At 68.2% G+C, this 20,861-nt stretch carries 20 protein-coding genes; 12 read left to right on the top strand and 8 right to left on the bottom strand.

Going from position 1 to position 20,861, the window contains the following annotated elements:
- The first annotated feature begins 30 nt into the window (after nt 1–30).
- Entirely contained in the window at nt 31–279 is a 249-nt protein-coding gene (locus tag G4D77_RS18310) for a FitA-like ribbon-helix-helix domain-containing protein (RefSeq protein WP_016453586.1), read from the top strand.
- On the top strand, nt 276–539 hold the full coding sequence (locus tag G4D77_RS30890) for a PIN domain-containing protein (RefSeq protein ID WP_227740882.1): 264 nt from the start codon (nt 276–278) through the stop codon (nt 537–539). Before G4D77_RS18310 ends, G4D77_RS30890 begins: the two co-directional genes overlap by 4 nt.
- Before the next feature lie 205 nt (nt 540–744).
- On the opposite strand, the gene mrdA is transcribed toward G4D77_RS30890, so the two are convergent.
- From mrdA to G4D77_RS18285, 4 genes are all read right to left on the bottom strand, one after another.
- Complete coding sequence (gene mrdA / locus G4D77_RS18300) at nt 745–2,790, bottom strand: penicillin-binding protein 2 (protein ID WP_047326955.1); 2,046 nt, start codon at nt 2,788–2,790, stop codon at nt 745–747.
- Nucleotides 2,791–2,803: 13 nt separating this feature from the next.
- Nucleotides 2,804–3,322, bottom strand: coding sequence for a rod shape-determining protein MreD (gene mreD / locus G4D77_RS18295; RefSeq protein ID WP_047218823.1), 519 nt, complete (start codon nt 3,320–3,322; stop codon nt 2,804–2,806).
- Complete coding sequence (gene mreC / locus G4D77_RS18290; protein WP_043791091.1) at nt 3,319–4,392, bottom strand: rod shape-determining protein MreC; 1,074 nt, start codon at nt 4,390–4,392, stop codon at nt 3,319–3,321. Before mreC ends, mreD begins: the two co-directional genes overlap by 4 nt.
- Before the next feature lie 183 nt (nt 4,393–4,575).
- Nucleotides 4,576–5,619 carry a rod shape-determining protein gene (locus tag G4D77_RS18285; protein WP_012202293.1) on the bottom strand — a complete coding sequence of 348 codons (1,044 nt, stop codon included), beginning with the start codon at nt 5,617–5,619 and terminating at the stop codon, nt 4,576–4,578.
- Nucleotides 5,620–5,831: 212 nt separating this feature from the next.
- On the opposite strand from G4D77_RS18285, the gene gatC reads away from it, so the two are divergent.
- The 5 genes from gatC to G4D77_RS18260 all read left to right on the top strand — a co-directional run bounded on the left by gatC (nt 5,832) and on the right by G4D77_RS18260 (nt 11,816).
- Nucleotides 5,832–6,131: an Asp-tRNA(Asn)/Glu-tRNA(Gln) amidotransferase subunit GatC gene (gatC, locus tag G4D77_RS18280; RefSeq protein ID WP_016448550.1), complete on the top strand. Its 300-nt coding sequence runs from the start codon at nt 5,832–5,834 to the stop codon at nt 6,129–6,131.
- 66 nt (nt 6,132–6,197) lie between these two features.
- Nucleotides 6,198–7,694 carry an Asp-tRNA(Asn)/Glu-tRNA(Gln) amidotransferase subunit GatA gene (gene gatA / locus G4D77_RS18275; protein WP_016448551.1) on the top strand — a complete coding sequence of 499 codons (1,497 nt, stop codon included), beginning with the start codon at nt 6,198–6,200 and terminating at the stop codon, nt 7,692–7,694.
- 6 nt (nt 7,695–7,700) lie between these two features.
- Nucleotides 7,701–9,146: an Asp-tRNA(Asn)/Glu-tRNA(Gln) amidotransferase subunit GatB gene (gene gatB, locus G4D77_RS18270; RefSeq protein ID WP_016453590.1), complete on the top strand. Its 1,446-nt coding sequence runs from the start codon at nt 7,701–7,703 to the stop codon at nt 9,144–9,146.
- 148 nt (nt 9,147–9,294) lie between these two features.
- Nucleotides 9,295–10,518, top strand: coding sequence for a serine hydrolase domain-containing protein (locus tag G4D77_RS18265; protein ID WP_154833222.1), 1,224 nt, complete (start codon nt 9,295–9,297; stop codon nt 10,516–10,518).
- Nucleotides 10,519–10,649: 131 nt separating this feature from the next.
- Nucleotides 10,650–11,816 carry an HPP family protein gene (locus tag G4D77_RS18260; protein ID WP_154833220.1) on the top strand — a complete coding sequence of 389 codons (1,167 nt, stop codon included), beginning with the start codon at nt 10,650–10,652 and terminating at the stop codon, nt 11,814–11,816.
- 64 nt (nt 11,817–11,880) lie between these two features.
- Here the strand turns inward: G4D77_RS18260 and serA are convergent, their stop codons facing one another.
- On the bottom strand, nt 11,881–13,110 hold the full coding sequence (gene serA, locus G4D77_RS18255; protein ID WP_012202286.1) for a phosphoglycerate dehydrogenase: 1,230 nt from the start codon (nt 13,108–13,110) through the stop codon (nt 11,881–11,883).
- 370 nt (nt 13,111–13,480) lie between these two features.
- Between serA and G4D77_RS18250 the strand changes: the two genes are divergently transcribed.
- From G4D77_RS18250 to G4D77_RS18235, 4 genes are all read left to right on the top strand, one after another.
- Entirely contained in the window at nt 13,481–14,419 is a 939-nt protein-coding gene (locus tag G4D77_RS18250) for a hypothetical protein (RefSeq protein ID WP_227740881.1), read from the top strand.
- Nucleotides 14,420–14,468: 49 nt separating this feature from the next.
- Complete coding sequence (locus tag G4D77_RS18245; protein ID WP_047218857.1) at nt 14,469–15,032, top strand: nitroreductase family protein; 564 nt, start codon at nt 14,469–14,471, stop codon at nt 15,030–15,032.
- 122 nt (nt 15,033–15,154) lie between these two features.
- Complete coding sequence (locus G4D77_RS18240; protein ID WP_213757719.1) at nt 15,155–15,391, top strand: hypothetical protein; 237 nt, start codon at nt 15,155–15,157, stop codon at nt 15,389–15,391.
- A gap of 76 nt (nt 15,392–15,467) precedes the next feature.
- Nucleotides 15,468–15,821, top strand: coding sequence for a hypothetical protein (locus G4D77_RS18235; protein WP_016448558.1), 354 nt, complete (start codon nt 15,468–15,470; stop codon nt 15,819–15,821).
- Nucleotides 15,822–15,851: 30 nt separating this feature from the next.
- Here the strand turns inward: G4D77_RS18235 and G4D77_RS18230 are convergent, their stop codons facing one another.
- From G4D77_RS18230 to pyrE, 3 genes are all read right to left on the bottom strand, one after another.
- The gene (locus G4D77_RS18230; protein WP_154833215.1) at nt 15,852–18,470 is read right to left on the bottom strand and encodes a membrane-bound PQQ-dependent dehydrogenase, glucose/quinate/shikimate family; all 2,619 of its coding nucleotides are present in this window, start codon (nt 18,468–18,470) and stop codon (nt 15,852–15,854) included.
- Between the two features lie 170 nt (nt 18,471–18,640).
- The gene (locus tag G4D77_RS18225; protein WP_016453597.1) at nt 18,641–19,255 is read right to left on the bottom strand and encodes a hypothetical protein; all 615 of its coding nucleotides are present in this window, start codon (nt 19,253–19,255) and stop codon (nt 18,641–18,643) included.
- A gap of 46 nt (nt 19,256–19,301) precedes the next feature.
- The gene (pyrE, locus tag G4D77_RS18220) at nt 19,302–20,003 is read right to left on the bottom strand and encodes an orotate phosphoribosyltransferase (protein ID WP_026062245.1); all 702 of its coding nucleotides are present in this window, start codon (nt 20,001–20,003) and stop codon (nt 19,302–19,304) included.
- 10 nt (nt 20,004–20,013) lie between these two features.
- Between pyrE and G4D77_RS18215 the strand changes: the two genes are divergently transcribed.
- Nucleotides 20,014–20,817: an exodeoxyribonuclease III gene (locus G4D77_RS18215; protein WP_154833213.1), complete on the top strand. Its 804-nt coding sequence runs from the start codon at nt 20,014–20,016 to the stop codon at nt 20,815–20,817.
- The last annotated feature ends 44 nt before the right edge of the window (nt 20,818–20,861 follow it).

The following is a 20,861-nucleotide window of genomic DNA, read 5'->3' as shown; positions in this document are numbered from 1 at the left end:
ATGCGTCATTGACCTGAAAGGAGCCTGGCCATGACTACCATGACGATCCACGATCTGGATGAAGACCTGCAGGCCCGGCTGCGTCTGCAGGCGGACCTGCACGGCCACTCCATGGAAGAAGAGGCCCGCAACATCTTGCGCGCGGCACTCGCAGCCAATGCGGCGGAGGGGCATTCACTGTTCGACTCCATCCGGGCCCGGGTCGAGCCCCTGGGCGGCGTTGAACTGGTGCTTGCGCAGCGCGAGCCCATTCGCAATCCGCTGGGTGCCAGCCGGTGATCATTCTCGACACCAACGTCCTGTCCGAGGCTCTGCGCCCCGATCCCGACAGGCGCGCCATGGATCGGCTGGCCAGCCAGCCCCGCTCCAGTTTGCTCACCACAGCCATCACGCGCGGAGAATTGCTGTACGGCGTCCTGCTGTTGCCGCAGGGACAGCGCAAGCATGGGTTGCTGGCTGCAGTGCAGGCCATCTTGGACATCGATATGGCAGGCCGCGTCCTGGAGTTCGACAACGGTGCCGCTGACGCTTATGCGTAGATCGCTGCGGCCCGAAGGCAGTCCGGCAGACCCATCAGCCAGTTCGACGCCATGATTGCGGCCATCGCCCGCTCAAGGGGAGCCAGCCTTGCCACCCGCAATGTGCGGGACTTTGCGGACTGCGGGGTCACGGTCATCGATCCCTGGCAGCGCTGAATCTGCCGCGCAGGGCTCAGACCCGCTTGCAGCGGCACACAAGCGTGCCTCAATCCTCCAGCTCGGCAGCCGAAGGCGGCGACAGCACCGCCGGGCGGCCTGCGGGCACGGGGACCGGCGCCTCGGGCGGCTCATAGCGCGGCAGGCCGGGCAGGTTCACGGTTTCCGCATCCAGCGTGATTTCGGAGACGCGGCGCGGGGTGCCTATGGGCACGCCGGCCTGGCCCTTGCGCATGGCGGCCATGTCTTCCACGCTGGGGTAACGGCCCAGCAGCCAGTAGTCGAACACGCGGCGCGCCAGCGGTGCGGCGGCAGCGGCACCGAAGCCGGCGTTCTCCACGATGGCAGCGACGGCAATGGTGGGGTTGTCGGCCGGCGCGTAGGCGATGTACAGCGAGTGGTCGCGCTGGAACTCGGACAGGCGTGCCGCGTTGTACTTCTCGTTCTGGCGCACGCCCACGGCCTGGGCCGTGCCGGTCTTGCCGGTGGAGGTGTAGGGCGCGTTGCCGAAGATGCCGCGCGAGGTGCCCTCCACCGTCACGGCGGCCACGGCGGCGCGCACGGCCTCCACGTTCTCGGGCTTGTAGCCCATGCTGGTGCCTGGATCCTTGTTGATGGCCGAGAACTGCTGCGTGACGGCATCGACACGGCCCACGGCCAGGTGGGGGCGGTGCTTGACGCCCTTGGCCGCCAGCGTGGACATGGCATTGGCCAGCTGCAGGATGGTGAAGTTGTTGTAGCCCTGGCCGATGCCCAGCGAGATGGTCTCGCCCGCGTACCACTTCTTCTGCTCGGGCCGCTTGTAGGTGTTGCGCTTCCACTCGGTGCTGGGCAGCACGCCGCGCGCCTCGCCGCGCACATCGATGCCGGTGAGCTGGCCGAAGCCCAGCGGCTTCATGTAGTCGTGGATCATGTCCACGCCCATGTCGTTGGCCAGCATGTAGTAGTACACGTTGGACGACTTGATGATGGAGCGGCGCAGGTTGGTCGGCCCGTTGGGGTGGCCCGAGCGGAAGGTGTGGCCGCCGAAGGTCCAGCTACCGTTGTCCATGATGGTGGTGTCCGGGCGGCGCTTGCCCGACTCCAGCGCGGCAATCGCCATGAAGGGCTTGTAGGTGGAGCCCGGCGGATAGGTGCCCCGCAGCGCGCGGTTGAGCAGCGGGCGGTTGATGGATTCGTTGAGCGTGGTCCAGCTCTCCTGGTCGATGCCATCGACGAAGAGGTTCAGGTCGAAGGTGGGACGGCTGACCATGGCCAGCACTTCGCCGCTGCGCGGATCGATGGCCACCAGGGCGCCGCGGCGGTCGCCGTACAGCTCCTCCACCATGCGCTGCAGCTTGATGTCCAGCGACAGCACCAGGCTGTCGCCGGGCGTGGCGGGGCGGCTGCCGAGCTTGCGCACGGCATGTCCGCCGGCCGAGGTTTCCATTTCCTCCCAGCCGGTCTGGCCGTGGAGGTCGGTTTCGTAGCTCTGCTCCACGCCCAGCTTGCCGATGACGTCGGTGCCACGGTAGTTGGCGGCGTCGTCGGAGTCTTCCAGCGCCTCTTTCTCGCGCTGGTTGATGCGGCCTATGTAGCCGATGACATGGCTGGCCGTGTCCTGCATGGGATAGGTGCGGAACAGCCGCGCCTTGATGTCCACGCCCGGGAAGCGGTAGCGCTGCGCGGCAAAGCGCGCGACCTCGTCATCGGTCAGGCGCGTGCGGATGGGCAGGGAGTCGAAGCTGCGGGAGTCATCCACCAGGCGCTTGAACTTGCGCCGGTCGCGCGGCGTGATCTCGACGATCTCGGCCAGGCTGTCGATGGTCTCTTCAAGGTTGCCCGCGCGCGAGGGCATGATCTCCAGCGTGTAGGCCGAGTAGTTGGTGGCCAGCACCACGCCGTTGCGGTCCAGGATCTGGCCCCGGTTGGGCACGATGGGCACCACGGCCGTGCGGTTGCTTTCGGCGCGCTCGGACAGCTCCTCATGGCGCTGCACCTGCAGCACCAGCAAGCGCGCCACCACCAGCCCGAAGGCCAGCAGCACCACCACGCTCATCACCCATGCGCGCAACCTGAATCGCTGCAGCTCGGCTTCTGTATTGCGGATTTCCATCACGCGTCAAGCCTCACAAGGGACGGTTCTCGTCACTGTCCGGCGGGCGGCGCTGAGGCGCCAGCAGCAGGCCGCTGACCAGGGGCCACAGCAGGGCCTCGATCAAAGGCGCGACGACCACCAGCGGGCCGGGCATGATGCCACCGGCCACCATGCGCAGCAGCACCTGCAGGCCGTGCACCACGGCAAACAGCGGCAGCAGGTGCAGCGCCTGCACGGGCGTGGAGAACCACGACAGGCGCCGGCTCATGGCGCCGGCCGCGAACACCAGCAGCGCATAGGCCAGCGCATGCTGGCCCAGCAGGGAGGAGCGGTCCACGTCCATGCACAGGCCCAGCAGGAAGGCCACGCCCATGCCCACGCGCTGGGGCTGGTTCAATGCCCAGAAGGCCAGCAGCACCATGAGCAGGTCGGGTTGCCAGGCCTGGCGTCCCAAGGGCAGCATGTTGAGTGCCAGCGCCGCCAGCAGGCTGACGACGATGAACAGGGGATTGACCGGCAGCAGCAGCTGCTGGCCGCGCGGCATGATCATGCGGGCTCCTTCCTGGCGGAGGCGGGTGCGGCGGGAGCAGCGGGTGCTGCAGGCGTGGCCGGCGCATCTGTCTTGCCGGCCTTGCCACCGTCCTTAGAGGCTTCCTTGCCCTTGCCATCCTTGGGCTTGTCTTTTTCCTTGCCCTTGTCTTTTTCCTTGCCCTTGCCGGCGCGCAGGGGTTCGGCAGCGCCTTCCGCCTCGGGATGCGTGGCGCGGTCCAGCGGCTTGAGCACCACCACGTGGCGCACGCCCTGCACGCGGCCCACGGGTTCGCAGTAGATGCGGGAGAAGGCCGAGTCCGCGCGGCGCTCCACCGAGACCACCTTGGCCACGGGCAGGCCCGGCGGGTACAGGCCGTCGACGCCGCTGGTGGTCAGCAGGTCGCCTTCCTGCACATCGGCATTGCTGGGCATGAAGCGCAGCTCGATGCCGCCGGTGCGCAGCGGCGACGGGTCGCCATAGGCCACGCTGCGTGCACCGGTGCGTGGGTTGAAGACGGGAATGGCCTGGTCGCGGTCGATGAGCAGGGTGACCTCGGAACGCAGCGGATACACGCGCGTGACCTGGCCGACCACGCCCTTTTCATCGAGCACGGGCGAGCCCTGGGCGATGCCGTCCACCTGGCCTCGGTCGATGACCACACGGCGGGTATAGAGGTCGGGGCTGTCGTAGACCACTTCGGCCGCCGTGCCGGGCGTGGTCAGGCGGTCGCGCAGCTGCAGCAGCTCGCGCAGATGGTCGTTTTCCTGGATCAGTTCGTCGGCCAGCGAGGCACGCTGGGCCATGGCCACCAGTTCCTTGCGCGCGCCCTGCTCCCGGGCCTGGGCCTCGTCCAGCGAGCCCAGGTAGCGGCTGGCGTCGTGCACGGCCTCCACCGGCTTGAGCATCACCCACTGCACGGGGTACAGCACGGTGGACACGGCCACGCGCACGGGGTCGGTGATCCTGAAACGCGCGTCGGCCACCATCAGAAACAGCGCCAATGCGCTGTAGATGGCCAGTTGGGAGACGCGCGAGGGCCGCCGCTTGAACAGCGAGGGCGCCGAGTGGTCCAGGGTGTTGGGATTCATGCGCCCCTCCCGCGCGGCAGGGCCTGCCCTGCCGCACTTGCTGCGGCCTGGAAAGCACGGGCCGGGCCCGGTGCGAAGGAAGGCAGGGCAAGCATGCAGGTCACCACGGAAGGGAGAAGAAAAACGTTGCAGTCGGTCGGCTGCCGCCCGGGCCCGCGACAACGGGCCCCGGCCTGCGCCGCGTCAGTCGCTGGTGAAGATGCTGCCCTGGCGGTCCATGGTCTCCAGCGCCATGCCGCAGCCGCGCACCACACAGGTCAGCGGTTCCTCGGCCACGAGCACGGGCAGGCCCGTCTCTTCGGCCAGCAGGCGGTCCAGGTCGCGCAGCAGCGCGCCGCCGCCGGTCAGCATCATGCCGCGCTCGGCAATGTCGGCGCCCAGCTCGGGCGGGGTCTGCTCCAGCGCGTTCTTGACGGCGCTGACGATCTGGTTGAGCGGGTCGGTCAGGGCTTCGAGCACCTCGTTGGACGAGATGGTGAAGCTGCGCGGCACGCCTTCGGAGAGGTTGCGGCCCTTGACTTCCATCTCCTTGACTTCGGAGCCGGGGAAGGCCGAGCCGATGTTCTTCTTGATGGATTCGGCCGTGGGCTCGCCGATCAGCATGCCGTAGTTGCGGCGGATGTAGCTGATGATGGCTTCGTCGAACTTGTCGCCGCCCACGCGCACGGAGCCCTTGTAGACCATGCCGCCCAGCGAGATCACGCCGACTTCGGTGGTACCGCCACCGATGTCCACCACCATGGAGCCCGAGGCCTCGGACACCGGCAGGCCGGCACCGATGCCGGCGGCCATGGGTTCCTCGATCAGGTAGACGGAGGTGGCGCCTGCCGCCTCGGCCGCGTCCTTGATGGCGCGGCGCTCGACCTGGGTGGAGCCGCAGGGCACGCAGATGATGATGCGCGGGCTGGGCGTGAGCACCGAGCGCGGATGCACCATCTTGATGAACTGCTTGATCATCTGCTCGGTGATGACGAAGTCGGCAATCACGCCATCCTTCATCGGGCGGATGGCCTCGATGTTGCCGGGCACCTTGCCCAGCATGGCCTTGGCTTCACGGCCCACCGCCTGGATCACCTTCTTGCCATGCGGGCCGCCTTCGTGGCGGATGGCGACAACGGAGGGTTCGTCCAGAACAATGCCCTTGTCGCGGGCGAAAATCAGGGTGTTGGCTGTGCCAAGATCAATGGCAAGGTCGGTGGAGAAATACCGACGGAAAGCTCCGAACATTACGAGAGTCCTCTCAGGCACGGCATGCTCGTCGGCCTGCCATCGCCGGGATGAAAGTTAGGGAGTCTGGATGGGGTTGGCTTTTCGCACAATGACCAGCTCGGAGAGGGTCTTGCGGCAAAGCCGAGATAATACCGTATCCCCTGTGAATAACTTGTACTGCCGGGGCTTGAAATGCGGGTTTACATCCCGTTGCCCCCTTCAAAATTCCTATGGCACTGAACGCACAAGACATCGCACGCATCGCGAACCTCGCACGGCTCGAGCTCTCTTCCGCAGAGAGTGAGCGCATGCTAGGCCAGCTCAATGATTTTTTCGGCATCGTGGAGAAGATGCAGGCTGTGGATACTTCGGGCGTCAGCCCGCTGTCACATCCGGTCGCCGCCATCCAGGACATTGCCCTGCGCCTGCGCGAGGACATTGCCAGCGAGCCCGACCAGCGCGACGCCAATCAGCGCAGCGCCCCGGCCGTCGAGCGCGGCCTGTTCCTGGTCCCCAAGGTGATCGAGTGAGCGCCGGGCGTCGCTCGCCCTGCTTCCTGTCCCCTGGCATCCGTCCCCGTTTTCCGCATCCCATACATGACCCAGCAAACCACTGATCTGCACACGCTCGGCGTGTCGGCCCTGTCGGCCCTGCTGCGCGAGCGCAAGCTCGGCGCCGTCGAAGCCGCCCAGCATTTCCTGGCCCGCGCCCAGGCGCACCAGAACCTGGGCGCCTTCGTCAGCATCGACGAAGAGGCCACCCTGGCCCAGGCCCGCGCTGCCGACGCCCTGATTGCCCAAGGCAAGGGCGGTCGCCTGGCTGGCGTGCCCATTGCGCACAAGGACATCTTCGTCACGCGCGACTTCCCGACCACGGCCTCCAGCAAGATGCTGGCCGGCTACCGCTCGCCCTTCGACGCCACCGTGGTCACCCGCCTGGCCGAGGCCGGCGCCGTGACGCTGGGCAAGCTCAACTGCGATGAATTCGCCATGGGCTCGGCCAACGAGAACTCGGCCGTCGCGCCCGTGGGCTTCGACGCACCCGCGCCCGTGCGCAATCCCTGGAACCTGGACCGCGTGCCCGGCGGCTCCTCGGGCGGCTCGGCCGTGGCCGTGGCCGCCGGCCTGGCGCCCGCCGTCACCGGCACCGACACGGGCGGCTCCATCCGCCAGCCCGCATCGTTTTGCGGCATCACGGGCATCAAGCCCACCTATGGCCGCGCCAGCCGCTACGGCATGATCGCCTTCGCGTCCAGCCTGGACCAGGCCGGCCCCATGGGCAAGAGCGCCGAGGACTGCGCCCTGCTGCTGTCCGAGATGTGCGGCCCCGACCTGGACCGCGACTCCACCAGCCTGGACGTGCCCGCCGAGGACTTCACGGCCCGCCTGAACGACGGCATCGAAGGCCTGCGCATCGGCATCCCCGCCGAGTTCTTCGGCGAAGGCCTGTCGGCCGACGTGCGCGCCGCCGTGGATGGCGCGCTCAAGGAATACGAGAAGCTGGGCGCCCGCCTGGTGCCGATCTCGCTGCCGCGCACCGAGCTGTCGATTCCCGTGTACTACATCCTGGCCCCGGCCGAGGCATCGTCCAACCTCTCGCGCTTCGACGGCGTGAAGTTCGGCCACCGCGCCAAGGACTACACGGACCTGGTGGACATGTACAAGAAGACCCGCGCCGAAGGCTTCGGCGACGAGGTCAAGCGCCGCATCATGATCGGCGCCTACGTGCTGTCCGAGGGCTACTACGACGCCTACTACCTGCAGGCGCAGAAGATCCGCCGCATGATCGCCGACGACTTCCAGGCCGCCTTCCAGCAGTGCGACGTGATCGCCGGCCCCGCCGCGCCCACCGTGGCCTGGCAGCTGGGCGGAAAGAGCGACCCGCTGGCCAACTACCTGGCCGATATCTTCACGCTGCCCGCATCGCTGGCCGGCCTGCCCGGCATGAGCGTGCCCGCAGGCTTTGGCGAGGCCGGCATGCCCGTGGGCCTGCAGCTGATCGGCAACTACTTCAAGGAAGGCCAGTTGCTCAACGCCGCCCACCGCTTCCAGCAGGCCACCGATTTCCACCTTCAAGCTCCGAAGGGCATCTGAGACCCCATGACCGCGAAACTCATCCAGGGCTATGAAGTCGTCATCGGCTTCGAGACCCACGCCCAGCTGGCCACCCAGTCCAAGATCTTCAGCCGCGCCAGCACCGCCTTCGGCGCCGAGCCCAACACCCAGGCCTGCGCCGTGGACATGGCGCTGCCCGGCACGCTGCCGGTGATGAACAAAAAGGCCGTCGAGTGCGCCATCCGCCTCGGCCTGGCGCTGGGCTCGCACATTGCGCCGCGCAGCATCTTCGCGCGCAAGAACTACTTCTATCCCGACCTGCCCAAGGGCTACCAGATCTCGCAGTTCGAGATTCCCGTGGTCCAGGGCGGCGAGGTGTCCTTCTTCCTCGGCGACGAGAAGAAGACCATCCGCCTGGTGCGCGCCCACCTGGAGGAAGATGCCGGCAAGTCGCTGCACGAGGACTTCATCGGCCAGTCGGGCATCGATCTGAACCGCGCCGGCACGCCGCTGCTGGAGATCGTGACCGAGCCCGACATCCGCAGCACGGAAGAAGCCGTGGCCTACGCCAAGACGCTGCACCAGATCGTCACCTGGATCGGCATCTGCGACGGCAACATGCAGGAAGGCAGCTTTCGCTGCGACGCCAACGTCTCCGTGCGCAAGCCCGGCCAGCCGCTGGGCACGCGCCGCGAGATCAAGAACCTCAACAGCTTCAAGAACATGCAGCTGGCCATCGACTACGAGATCCGCTGGCAGATCGAGGAAATCGAGGACGGCCGCCGCATCCAGCAGGCCACCGTGCTGTTCGACCCCGACACGGGCGAGACGCGCTCCATGCGCACCAAGGAAGACGCGGCCGACTACCGCTACTTCCCCGACCCCGACCTGCCGCCGCTGGTGGTCGCGCCCGAGTGGGTGGAACAGGTCAGGGCCGACATGCCCGAGCTGCCGCGCGCCATGGCCGCGCGCTTTGTCGAGCAATACGGCCTGCCCGAGTACGACGCCACCACGCTGACGCAAAGCCAGGCCATGGCCGCCTACTTCGAGGACACGGCCCGGGCCTGCAATGCGCCCAAGCTGGCCAGCAACTGGATCATGGGCGAGATCTCGCGCCGCCTGAACACCGAGGAAATCGGCATGGAGGCCGCCAAGGTCTCCAGCGCCCAGCTGGCCGCGCTGATCCAGCGCATCGGCGACGGCACCATCTCCAACAACGCCGCCAAGCAGGTGTTCGAAGCGCTGTGGAGCGGTGAAGGCAGCGATGTCGACGCCATCATCGAGGCCAAGGGCCTCAAGCAGATGAACGACACGGGCGCGCTGGAGAAGATCATCGACGAGGTGATCGCCGCCAATCCGGCCAACGTGGAGCAGTACCGCGCAGGCAAGGACAAGGCCTTCAACGCCCTGGTCGGCCAGGTCATGAAGGCTTCCAAGGGCAAGGCCAACCCGGCGCAGGTCAACGAGCTGCTCAAGGCCAAGCTGGCCTGACCACACGCCCGGTCCACCAGGCCCACCAGGCCCGCCCACCGTGGCGGGCTTTTTTTCGTGTGCACGCTCCGCGCCGGCTGTCCCGCACCGAACAGCGCCTGCGCCTGCATGTCTCCAGAATCCCTGCCATCGCACCTGAGGAGACAGCATGACCGCCAGCACCGACCGCCTGCACATCCCCAGCCTGCCCTGGGCCGACTCCCCTGAAGCCGTAGGCCTGGGCGGCGCGCGCCTGGCACGCCTGTCGGCCCGGCTGCAGCGCGGCGTGGACACCGGCGAGATCCCGGGCGCCGTGGCCCTGGTGGCGCGGCGCGGCAAGCTGGCCTACCTGGAGAGCTTCGGCCTGCTGGACCCCGAGGCCGGCACGGCCATGCGGCCCGATGCCATCTTCCGCATCGCCTCCATGAGCAAGCCCATCACCTCGCTGGCCATCATGATGCTGGCCGAGCAGGGGCGGCTGTCCATCATCGAGCCCGTGGAGCAATACCTGCCTGAGCTGGCCGCGCTGCGCGTGGGCCTGGAGCGCGCGCCGCTGGCACGCTCCATCACGCTGCAGGACCTGCTGCGCCACACCTCCGGCATTCCCTATGGATTCGCCGGCACCGAGCACCCCGTCAAGAAGATGTACCTGGATGCGGGCCTGTTCAGCGGCAAGTTCACCAATGCGCAGTTCATCACCAGGCTCGCGCAGCTGCCGCTGGTGGCCCAGCCCGGCGAGACCTGGGAATACGGCATGTCCACCGACGTGCTGGGCCGCGTGGTCGAGTTGGTCAGCGGCCAGACGCTGGCCGCCTTCGTGCGCGAGCACATCACCGGGCCGCTGGGCATGGCCGACACGGGCTTTCATGCGCCCGACAGCGAGATCGCACGCGCCGCGCGGCCCCAGCCCGAAGGGCCGCAGAAACAGATGCCGCCCATCCCCCCGGTCACGCGCGCCATGATGTTCGAGTCGGGCGGCGGTGGCATGGTCTCGACCATGGCCGACTACGCGCGGCTGTGCCTGTTCTGGCGCAACGGCGGCACGCTGGACGGCGTGCGCCTGGTCTCGCGCAAGACCGTGGAGCTGATGACCTCCAACCACCTGCCCGCCAGCGTGCGCATGGGGCCGGACATGGCGTATTTCGGCGCCCAGCTGCCCTCGCCCGAGGTGGGCCAGGGCTTCGGCCTGGGGTTTGCGGTGCGCACGGCGCCGGGCCTCAACCCGCTGCCGGGCAGCGTGGGCGACTTTTCATGGAGCGGCATCTACGGCACCTTCTTCTGGATCGATCCGCAGGAGGACCTGTTCGCCATCCTCATGATGCAGTCCATGGCCCAGCGCATTCCCTACCGCTGGGTGATGCGCGAGGGCGTGTACCAGTCCGTGGTGGACTGAATCTTCCGGGTTTGCACCAAGGCAGTGCAAAGCCCATGCTGCCAGCAAGAGCGGCGTCCCTTCCTAAAATGACGCGCTTTTGCAGCCCTCCCCCGGGGCCGCGCAGGCAAAGACAACAAGACAACAAGGCCATGGGCTGGAACAGAAAAGCATGGGGGCCGGTGGTGCCACGCCCCGCGCCTGCGGACATGTGGCGCGTGGCCATGGGCTCCATCGTGGGCATGGGGCTGGCCACGGCCCTGGTCTGGCTGGCGCATGCGGGCACCTGGGATCTTCCCCTGCGCCTGTTCGCGCCGCTGGGCGCCACGGCCGTGCTGCTGTTCGCCGTGCCCACCAGCCCGCTGGCCCAGCCCTGGTCCTGCGTGGTCGGCAATACGGTGTCGGCGCTCTGGGCCCTGTTCGTGCTGCAGTGGTGCCCGCCCCAGTTGGCCCCTGCGCTGGCCGTGGGTGGCGCCATAGGCTGCATGCTGCTGACGCGCTCGCTGCACCCGCCAGGTGGCGCCATGGCCCTGCTGACGGTGCTCAACGCCAAGGCCTCGCTGGCCGCCGGCTGGATGCTGCCCTTCCTGCCCGTGGGTGCGCTGACACTGGGGCTGGTCCTGGCGGCCACGGCGCTCCACCGCGCCACGGGCCGGCGCTACCCCCACCATGCCGACACGGCGCCCAAGGCCGCGCCCGCCGATGCGGCCCACCGCCATGCCTCGCGCCTGGGCCTGTCCCATGCCGATCTGGAGGCGCTGCTGCTGCGCTTCGGCCAGGAAAACAACCTGGAAGCCGATGACCTGGCCGAGCTGCTGGCCGCCGCCGAGGAAACCGCCATCGAGCATCGCCTGGGCGGCGTGCGCTGCGCCCAGCTGATGACGCGCGATCCCGTGAGCTGCTCCTTGGACGACGACGTGCACGCCGTGGCCGCACGCTTTCGCGCTCACCCGGCCAAGAGCCTGCCGGTGCTGGACGCCGATGGCGGCCTGGCCGGCACGGTCTCCCGTGCCGAGCTGTACGAGTGGCTGTGGATGAGCCCCGTGCGCCCGGCCGAATCTGCGGCAAAGCCTTCTTTGTTGAACTGGCTGGGCCAGCGCCTGCCCGGCAAGAGCCGGGCCGTGCCCCGTCTGTCGGAGCTGCCCCAGCTGGTTCATGCGCCTGAACTCAGCGTGGACGAGGACACGCCCGTGGGCCAGTTGCTCAACGCCCTGGCCCGGCACAGCGTGCCCTGTATTCCCGTGATGCGCGAAGGCCGGCTGACTGGCCTGATCACGCGCACGGACCTGATGCGGCTGCTGCTGCAGCCGGGCAGATAGGGCGACCCGGCAATGCGCCAGTTTCAGGAAGTGCGCCCAAGCGCAGCATCCTGAAACCTGGCCATCAGAACAGCACGCGGCAGCGGATGGTGCCGGGAACCTGGGTCAGTTTCTCGACCGCCAGGCCCGAGGACTGGGCTGCCAGGTCGATCACCACATAGCCCACCTTCTCGTCGGTGCGCAGGTACTGGCCGGCAATGTTGATGCCGTTCTCGGCAAACACCTGGTTGATGGCCGACAGCACGCCGGGCTGGTTGTGGTGCACGTGCAGGATGCGGTTCTGGCCGGGGTGGGCGGGCAGGGCCACTTCGGGGAAGTTCACCGCCGAGGTGGTGGTGCCGTTGTCGCTGTACTTGACCAGCTTCTCGGCCACTTCCAGGCCGATGTTGGCCTGGGCCTCCATGGTGGAGCCGCCCACGTGCGGGGTCAGGATGACGTTGTCCAGGCCGCGCAGGGGCGAGACGAATTCATCCTTGTTGCTGCGCGGCTCGGTGGGGAACACGTCGATGGCGGCGCCCAGCAGCTTGCCGGCCTTCAGGGCCTCGGCCAGCGGCTCGATTTCCACCACGGTGCCGCGCGAGGCATTGATCAGGATGGCGCCGGGCTTCATGGCCGCGATCTCCTTGGCGCCGATCATCCACTGGGTGGAGGGCAGCTCGGGCACGTGCAGGGTGACGATGTCGCTGCCGGCCAGCAGATCGGCCAGCGATGCGGCCTGGCGCGCATTGCCCAGCGGCAGCTTGGTGGACACGTCATGGAAGAGCACCTGCATGCCCACCGACTCGGCCATCACCGACAGCTGGGTGCCGATGGAGCCGTAGCCCACGATGCCCAGCGTCTTGCCGCGGATTTCGTAGGAGTTCTCGGCGCTCTTGAGCCAGCCGCCGCGGTGGGCGGAGGCGTTCTTGGCAGGCACGCCGCGCAGCAGCAGGATGGCCTCGGCCAGCACCAGCTCGGCCACCGAGCGCGTGTTGGAGTAAGGCGCGTTGAAGACCACCACGCCACGCTCGCGCGCCGCGTCCAGGTCCACCTGGTTGGTGCCGATGCAAAAGCAGCCCACGGCCACGAGCTTTTGCGCGGCGGCGAACACGTCGGCCGTCAGCTGCGTGCGCGAACGGATGCCGACGAAGTGCACGTCGGCGATCTTGCGCTTGAGCTCCTCGCCTTCCAGCGCGCCCGTCACGGTCTCCACATTGGTGTAGCCCGCGTTGCGCAGCACTTCGAGTGCGGAAGGATGGATGCCTTCGAGCAGCAGGAACTTGATCTTCGATTTATCCAGCGACGTTTTGGTCATGGGCGAGCCCTCTCTAGTCAGTCAGAAATCAAAGCGAGCATTACAGCGGATTCGGGAAGCCGCTACAGCCGGTAGGCCCAAAGCCAGCGCGCCCGCAAGCGGGAGAACCATGCGCCCTGCGGCCATGAACATCCCGCCATCCGGCAGACACCCATTGCAGGACGGCACATGCCACGGGAGCACATGCACACTTCGAGATTGGCGCGAAATGTAAAACATTGAGAACCGGTGCGCCCGTGCGCGGCAGCCTTCCTAGAATTCGCGCGTCTGCGTCCGGTGCTTTCAAATCAATAGCAACAGAACAGGCCTGCAGGCGGGCCGGACGCGCCCTTGTTTTACGAACCAACCGAGGAATCCGATGATTACAAACATGCTGCGCAGGATCGAGGACCTGCTGGTGCAGGTGGTGCGCGTGGTGCTGCTGGTGTTCTCCCTGCTCGTGCTGGTGGGCATGGCACTGTGGACCTGGGAGAGCTTCAGGCCCGGCAAGGCCGAGGCGCCCCAGGCCGTGGCCCAGGAATTGAACTGGAAGGACGCCAGGCCCAACCTGCAGTTCGTCGTGGACGAAACCAGCCGCGACCTGGGCGCGGGCGGCGGCGAACCCGCCATGGAAAAGCGCCTGGTCGATCCGGCGCTGCGCCCCGCCTTCCAGAAGGCCGACGCCCTGGTGCGCGCCTTCGTGAACAAGGATCCTGCGCGGCGCGAGCGCACCGAGCGGGACCACCAGGCCCGGGGCCTGGCACCGCTGCACCCGCTGCTGCAAGGCGACGCCCAGCCGTCCGAGGCCGATGTGCAGCGCCGCATCCAGGAGCGCGGCCAGCGCGAAGGCGATGCCGGGGCCGTGGATGCAGCGGCTGCCGCAGCCGCCTCCGCCGACGAGGAAGACAGCTGGATGGTCGATCCCGTGGATACCGCCGCCGCCATCCATGAGCGTGCCCAGGCCGCCGAGCTGGAACACGGCAAGGGCGCCTATGCGGCCTATGTGCAGGGCTTGCCCGCCGCGCTGGAGCAGGTCTTCGGCAATGCCGCGCTGGAGCCGCGGCTGCAGGCGCAGACGGCCCAGCAGATCCTGTCCACGGTGCTGCTGAACTACACGCTGTCCCTGGACAATGCGGCGCGCGCGCTGCGCGGCGAGGACAGCCACGGCAGCAGCTCCTGGAAGGAACGCTTCGGCGCCGTGGAGACGGCCTTCTGGAGCATGCTGATGTCATTCCTCGTGCTGGTGGTGATGGTGCTGGTCTTCATCCGCATGGAGCGCCACCTGCGCGTGATCAGCCAGCAGCATGGCCAGGCACCGCGCCAGCCCTGAGGCCTTGCGCTATCGTTGCCGCTTTCCTTTCTGCTTGCCGCCTATCCGCATGACACGCAACACCACCACCCCCATCCATCCGCAGTTCCTGGGCCGCATGTCGCCGCGCGCCTTCAGGCCCGAGGCACTGAGCCAGGCCCAGGTCGAGCAGTTGGCCGACGCCGCGCGCTGGGCGCCTTCGGCCAGCAACAAGCAGCCCTGGCACTTTGCCTATGCGCTGCGCGGCGATGCGAACTGGCAGGCCTTCAGCACCATTCCCAACGAGTTCAACCGCCGCTGGTGCCTGGAGGCGGGCGCGCTGATCGTGCTGATGTCCGACCGCCAGGCCTCGCCCGGCAAGCACAGCTTCGACGCAGGCTGCGCCTGGGGCTACCTGGCGCTGGAAGCCCACGCCATGGGCCTGGCCACGCACGCCATGGGCGGCTTCTCGGCCGACGCCGCACGCGAGGTGCTGCGCCTGCCCGAGCACCTGGAGCCCGAGGTGGTGATCGCCGTGGGCTGGCGCGGCGATGCGGCCACCCTGCCCGACGATCTGCGCGAGCGCGAGGTGCCCACGCCGCGCAAGCCGCTGGCCGAAGTGCTGAGCGCCGGCCCCGTGGCCACGGGCGGCTGACGGCGGGTTCCAAGTCCTACGCCGCTTTGCGGGGATGCCCCGGATGGCCGCTCCAGGCCCCGGGGCTACACTGGCCCACAGGCCTGCGGCGCAGCAGGCGTCCATGACCCCAAGGAGTTGCCATGACACCATCCTCCAGCCCCAACCTCGACAAGCTGCGCAACATCGTCCAGAAGTTCGGCGCCAGCTCCTTCACCACGGACCAGGTGGCCAGCGAATACGACGACGCCCCGGCCACGGCGGAAAGCATCGAGCAGTTCGACGCCCTGCTGCAGCGCCATGCAGCCGTGCTGGGCATCCATTCCGTCCCCGTCAGCGGCGGCCAGGGCCACGGCGCCACCGTCTGGCAACCGGCCTGAGCACCGAAACCACGCAGGGCACTGCGCCGCTACACTCGCTGCGGCCGGCACTTTGCCGGCGCGCGGTTTCCTTTTGATGTCCTCACTCTCCCCCCATACCTGGCTGCAGCTGTCCGTGGCAGCCAGTGCCTTGCTGGTGCTCGCCTCCATCGGTTGGGTCTGGCACGGCACGCGCGCCCTGCCCGCGGATTCGCGCGATGGCCGCAGCGCCCGGCGCATGGCGGCCCTGTTCGCCCTGGGCGCCCTGGCCTGGCTGGCCTACGGCCTGTACACGGGCTATGCCGCGCTGTGGAAGGCAGACGCGCTGATGCTGTTCGCCCAGCAAGGCGCGCTGCTGCGCCTGCCGCTGCTGATCGGCGGACTGGCCTGGGTGGCCGCGCTGCTGGTCACGCGCGTGCTGCGCATGCTGGGCCGGGCCGGATCGGCATGAGCCGGCGCAGACCCCCACGGCGCTGAGCGCTCAGGGCGCCGCCACCTCCTTGGGCAGCACATAGGCACGCACGCTGTCGCCAGCCTTGGTGCCGGTCGAACCATGACCACCCGCCACCACCACCAGGTACTGGCGCTGGTCCGTGCCCAGGTAGGTCATGGGCGTGGCCTGGCCGCCTGCGGGCAGGCGGTCCTGCCAGAGCTGGCGGCCGCTGTCCACGTCGTAGGCGCGTACATAGTTGTCCAGAGCCCCCGAGTAGAAGGCCACGCCGCCAGCGGTCACCACCGGGCCGCCAATGCCGGGCACGCCCATGCGAAACCCCAGCGGCAGCGGGCTCAGGTCACGCGGCGTGCCGTTGCGGCGCTGCCAGACGATCTGACCCGTGCGCAGGTCGGCACCCGCCACAAAGCCCCAGGGCGGCGCCTGGCAGGGAATGCCCAGCGGCGAGACAAAGGGCTTGAGCCGCACCGCAAACGGTGCGCCGAAATTTTCGTTGAGCGCGGGCAGGCCGTCCTTGGGCGGGCCGCCATCCTGCACCAGCAGCGAGGTATCGTCCGCACGCGGCACCAGGGTGGAGACGAAGGCCAGCCGCGTGGGCGTGGCAAACACCACCTGCCGGCGCGGATCCACGGCCACGCCGCCCCAGTTGAAGACGCCGAAGTTGCCCGGATAGATCAGCGAGCCCTGCTCCGAGGGCGGCGTGAAGCGCCCCTCGTAGCGCAGCCGGTGGAAGGCCAGCCGGCACCACAGCTGCTCGAAGGGCGTGGCACCCCACATGTCGCGTTCGGTCAGGGCCGGGGGATTGAAGCTCAGCTGCGAATGCGGCTGCGTGGGCGCCGTGCGGTCGCCGCGTGCCGCGCCCTGCGGCGCAGCCACCTCGGTAACGGGCAGCAGCGGCTGGCCCGTGCGCCGGTCCAGCACGAACAGCTCGCCCTGCTTGGTGGGCTGCACCAGGGCGGGCACGCTGTGGCCGCCGATCTCCAGGTCGATCAGGCTGGGCTGCGAGGGTACGTCATAGTCCCAGAGATCGTGGTGCACGGTCTGGAACACCCAGCGCACGGCGCCCGTGGCGATGTCCAGCGCCACCAGGGAGGACGAATACCGCTCGGCCTCGGCGCTGCGCCGGCCGCCCCATTGGTCGGGCGGCGCATTGCCCATGGGCACGAAGACGAGGCCCAGCGTCTCGTCCACGCTGGAGATGGACCAGCTGTTGGGCGAGCTGGGCACATAGGTCTGCCCTTCGGGCAGCGGCGTGCTGGTCGCTGGCCGCCCCGGGTCCCAGGCCCACAGCAGCGCACCCGAGCGGATGTCGAACGCACGGATCACCCCCGAAGGCTCGCGCGTGGAATGGTTGTCCAGCACCGTGCCGCCCACGATGATGCGGTCGCGCGCCACCACCACCGGCGAGGTCGAGTAGTACGAGCCCGGCTTGCGCTCGGGCATGCCCTGCCAGAGGTCGATCTGGCCCTGGCCGCCCGCCACGTTGCCGCAGGTCTGGCCGTCGGCGGGATTGAGGGCGACCACCTTGCCGTCGGCCGTGGCCATGAACAGCTTGGCGGTACAGCGGCCATCATCGGAGGAAGGGGCCGGGGAGACCGAGGAAGCCGGATCAGCCTGTACCGCCTGTGCCGCCTGTGCCGCCTGTGCGCCGGCCTTCCTTGCAGCCGGCGCCACCGCCGAATGCGTCTGCCCTGCCGCCGCATCGAACTGCGCGGCCGCCTGCGCCGACTGGTAGGACAGGCCCCGGCAGGTCAGGTGCTGCAGCGCCAGCCCCTTGGGCATGGGCAGGTCGCGCCGCCACAGCTGCTTGCCCGTGGTGGCATCGAGCGCAATCACCGACTGGTGGGGCGTGCACAGGAACAGGCGCTCGCCGATCTTCAGCGGCGTGACCTCGAACGTGGTTTCTTCGGGATCGCCGGGCTTGCCGCGCACATCGCCCGTGCGGAACTCCCAGGCCAATTGCAGCAGCCGCACGTTGTGCGGGCCGATCTGGCGCAGCGGCGAATAGCGCTGGCCCGCTCCGGTGCGGCCGTAGGCATGCCATTCGCCATCGGGCACGGCATCGGTGGCATCGCCCTGCAGCACCGGCGGGCTGCGCAGGCCGCCGGCCTCGGAGGCCACCATGGACATGTTCTGCACGGCCGTGACCTGGCCGTCGGCAGGCAGGTCCGACGCAGCGGCGGCCGCCCCCGCAAACTGGCCCTGGGTTTCATGGGCATCGCGCTGGCGCCCGAAGGACAGGCCCGCAAGAATGGCCGTGCCCAGCACCACCAGCGCCAGCGCCGCATGGGCCGGGGCCAGGCCCCGGTTCTGGCCCATGTCGGGCTCATGGCGCAGCGCACGCACCGACCAGGGCAGCACCAGCAGCAGGCCCATCAACCAGGGCACCCCCAGGCGCCCCGCCAGCGGCCACCAGTCCAGCCCTATCTCCCAGACCGCCCACAGCGCGGTGCCCAGCAGCCACAGCGCAAACAGCCACAGCGCCATGGCCAAACGGCGCGCCACGCCCCACCCCACCACCAGCAGCAGCAGGCCGGCGATCACGTAGTAGCCGCTGCCGCCGGCCAGCAGGAGCTGGGCGCCGCCCCAGGACAGCCAGGCCCCGGCTGCCCACAGCAGCAAGGCCATCAACCAACGCCACACCGTCATGCTGCCTCCCTTGATGTCAGCCCGCAGACTCGATGCGCAAAGCCTAGCCCTGCATGCGGGCGCCGCATGCAGGACGAATTCGACTCAGCAAGCGTGCAACGAGAAGGAGGAAGGAAAGGAGGGGCAGGAAGAAAAAAGAACGCGGCGGCGGGCGCGGCGTTGGGGCTGCCTCAGCGGCGCGCGCTCGCAGCCCACAGCTGGCGCAGCTGCTGCAGCTCGGCATCGAAGCGCTCCTGGATGCGGCGCTTTTCCTGGTCCTGCTGCTGGACGAAGCGCTGCTGCTCCTCCTGCGAGGCCGTGTTCTCGTCGAGCTGGCGGCGCAGCGATGCCGGCGCCTTGGCGGGGTCTTTCCTGTAGAACTCCATCTCGGCATTCAGGGCCGTGCGCCGCGTCTGCAGTTCCTGCTGGCGCTGGCGCGCCACGGAGATGACCTGATCGACCTGGGAGATGGCCTCGGCACGCTCGGCATCGTGGGCGGCCTGGTTGGGGTAGCGCGTGATCAACGCCTTGTCGCGCGAGCGCTCCTCGCGCATGCGGCGCTGCTCTGCCTGGTCGCGGCGGCGCTGGGCGTCCAGTTCGGCGCGTTCGTTGTCGGTCAGCGTGGGGCCCACGCGGCGCAGCTCCACGCCGGAGTTGCCCAGCACGCGCTGGTCGCGGTCCACGCATTCGGCAATCGGGCGGTCGGCCGTCAGGCGGCGGCCACGGGCGTCGGTGCATGAATAGATGCCCGGCCCCAGGGGCACATCCTGGGCGAGCACGGCGCAGCCCAGCGTGGCCAAGCCCATGGCACACAGCAAGGATCGTGCATGCATCGCCCGCTTCATCAACCGCTCACCCCTTGTCGTTGACTCCATAACGCTGGCGGTAGGCCAGCACGCGCTCATGGTGGCCGCTGCCTGCGCTGCCACCTTGAATCTCAAGATAAAGCAATAAGTCTGCCAGTTTTGCAATAGTGCAGACCTGCATGCCCAGCTGGTTGCGCACGTACTGCACGGCGCTGTGGGGCACGTCCTGGCCATTTTCCGTGGCCATTTCCTGGCGGTCCAGCGCGATGGCCACGGCATGCGGCGTGGCACCGGCGGCGCGGATGATGGCGATGGACTCGCGCGCGGCCGTGCCGGCGCTCATCACGTCGTCCACGATCAGCACGCGGCCCTTGAGCGGCGCGCCCACCAGGGTGCCGCCCTCGCCGTGGTCCTTGGCTTCCTTGCGGTTGTACGCAAAGGGCTTGTTGATGCCCATGCGGGCCAGCTCCACCGCCACGGTGGCCGCCAGCGGGATGCCCTTGTAGGCCGGGCCGAAGATCATGTCGAACTCGATGCCGCTGGCCGCGATGGCTTTTGCATAGAATTCGGCGAGACGGCCCATCTTGCCGCCGTCATCGAACAGGCCGGCATTGAAGAAGTACGGGCTCATGCGCCCGGCCTTGGTCTTGAACTCGCCGAAACGCAGCACCCCTGCGTCAACGGCGAATTGCACAAATTCCTGCGCCAGACGGCCTGCGTCCTCGGCCTGCAGATTACTCACCACCATGGATTCATCCTTGTTCAAATTGACCAGCCTCAACCTCAACGGCATCCGCTCGGCCTCGACCAAGGGCGTCGAAGCCTGGATCGAGGCCACTGCGCCGGATTGTATTTGCGTGCAGGAAATCAAGGCCCAGGCCGCCGACATGACCGGACGCTTCGAGCTGCTGGCCGGCCTGCGCGGCCACTTCCACTACGCCGAGAAAAAGGGCTACTCGGGCGTGGGCGTCTACAGCCGCCACGAGCCCAGCGATGTCGTGGTCGGCTTCGGCTCGCACGAGTTCGACGCCGAGGGCCGCTATGTGGAGGCGCGCTTCGACACGCCCGCGCGCAAGCTGTCCATCATCAGCGCCTACTTTCCCAGCGGCAGCTCCGGCGAACTGCGCCAGACGGCCAAGTTCCGCTTCCTGGCCGAAATGCACGAGCACCTGATGCGCATGAAGGGCGAGCGCGAGTTCATCCTGTGCGGCGACATCAATATCGCCCACCAGCAGATCGACCTCAAGAACTGGCGCAGCAACCAGAAAAACAGCGGTTTCACGCCCGAAGAGCGCGAGTGGATGACAAAGTTGTTACACAAAACTGATCCCACGGGCGGTCTTGTGGACGTTTATCGCCTGCTCCAGCCCGACACCACGGACACCTGCTACACATGGTGGAGCAACCGAGGCCAGGCCTATGCCAACAACGTGGGATGGCGCCTGGACTACCACCTGGCCACCCCGGCCATCGCCGCACTGGCACGCACCGAGCACATCTACAAGGATGTGAAGTTCTCGGACCATGCGCCGGTGACCATCGGCTATGACATGAAGGTGTGAGCGCAAGGAGCGGCTCGCGCCGCCCCTTGTCCCTTGTGCCCCAG

Origin of the sequence: Delftia sp. WY8 (genome assembly GCF_018437695.1) — a bacterium.
Lineage (GTDB): Bacteria > Pseudomonadota > Gammaproteobacteria > Burkholderiales > Burkholderiaceae_C > Comamonas > Comamonas tsuruhatensis.
The sequence above is the reverse complement of the archived record's forward strand: the minus strand, read 5'-3'. Positions and strand labels throughout refer to the sequence as shown.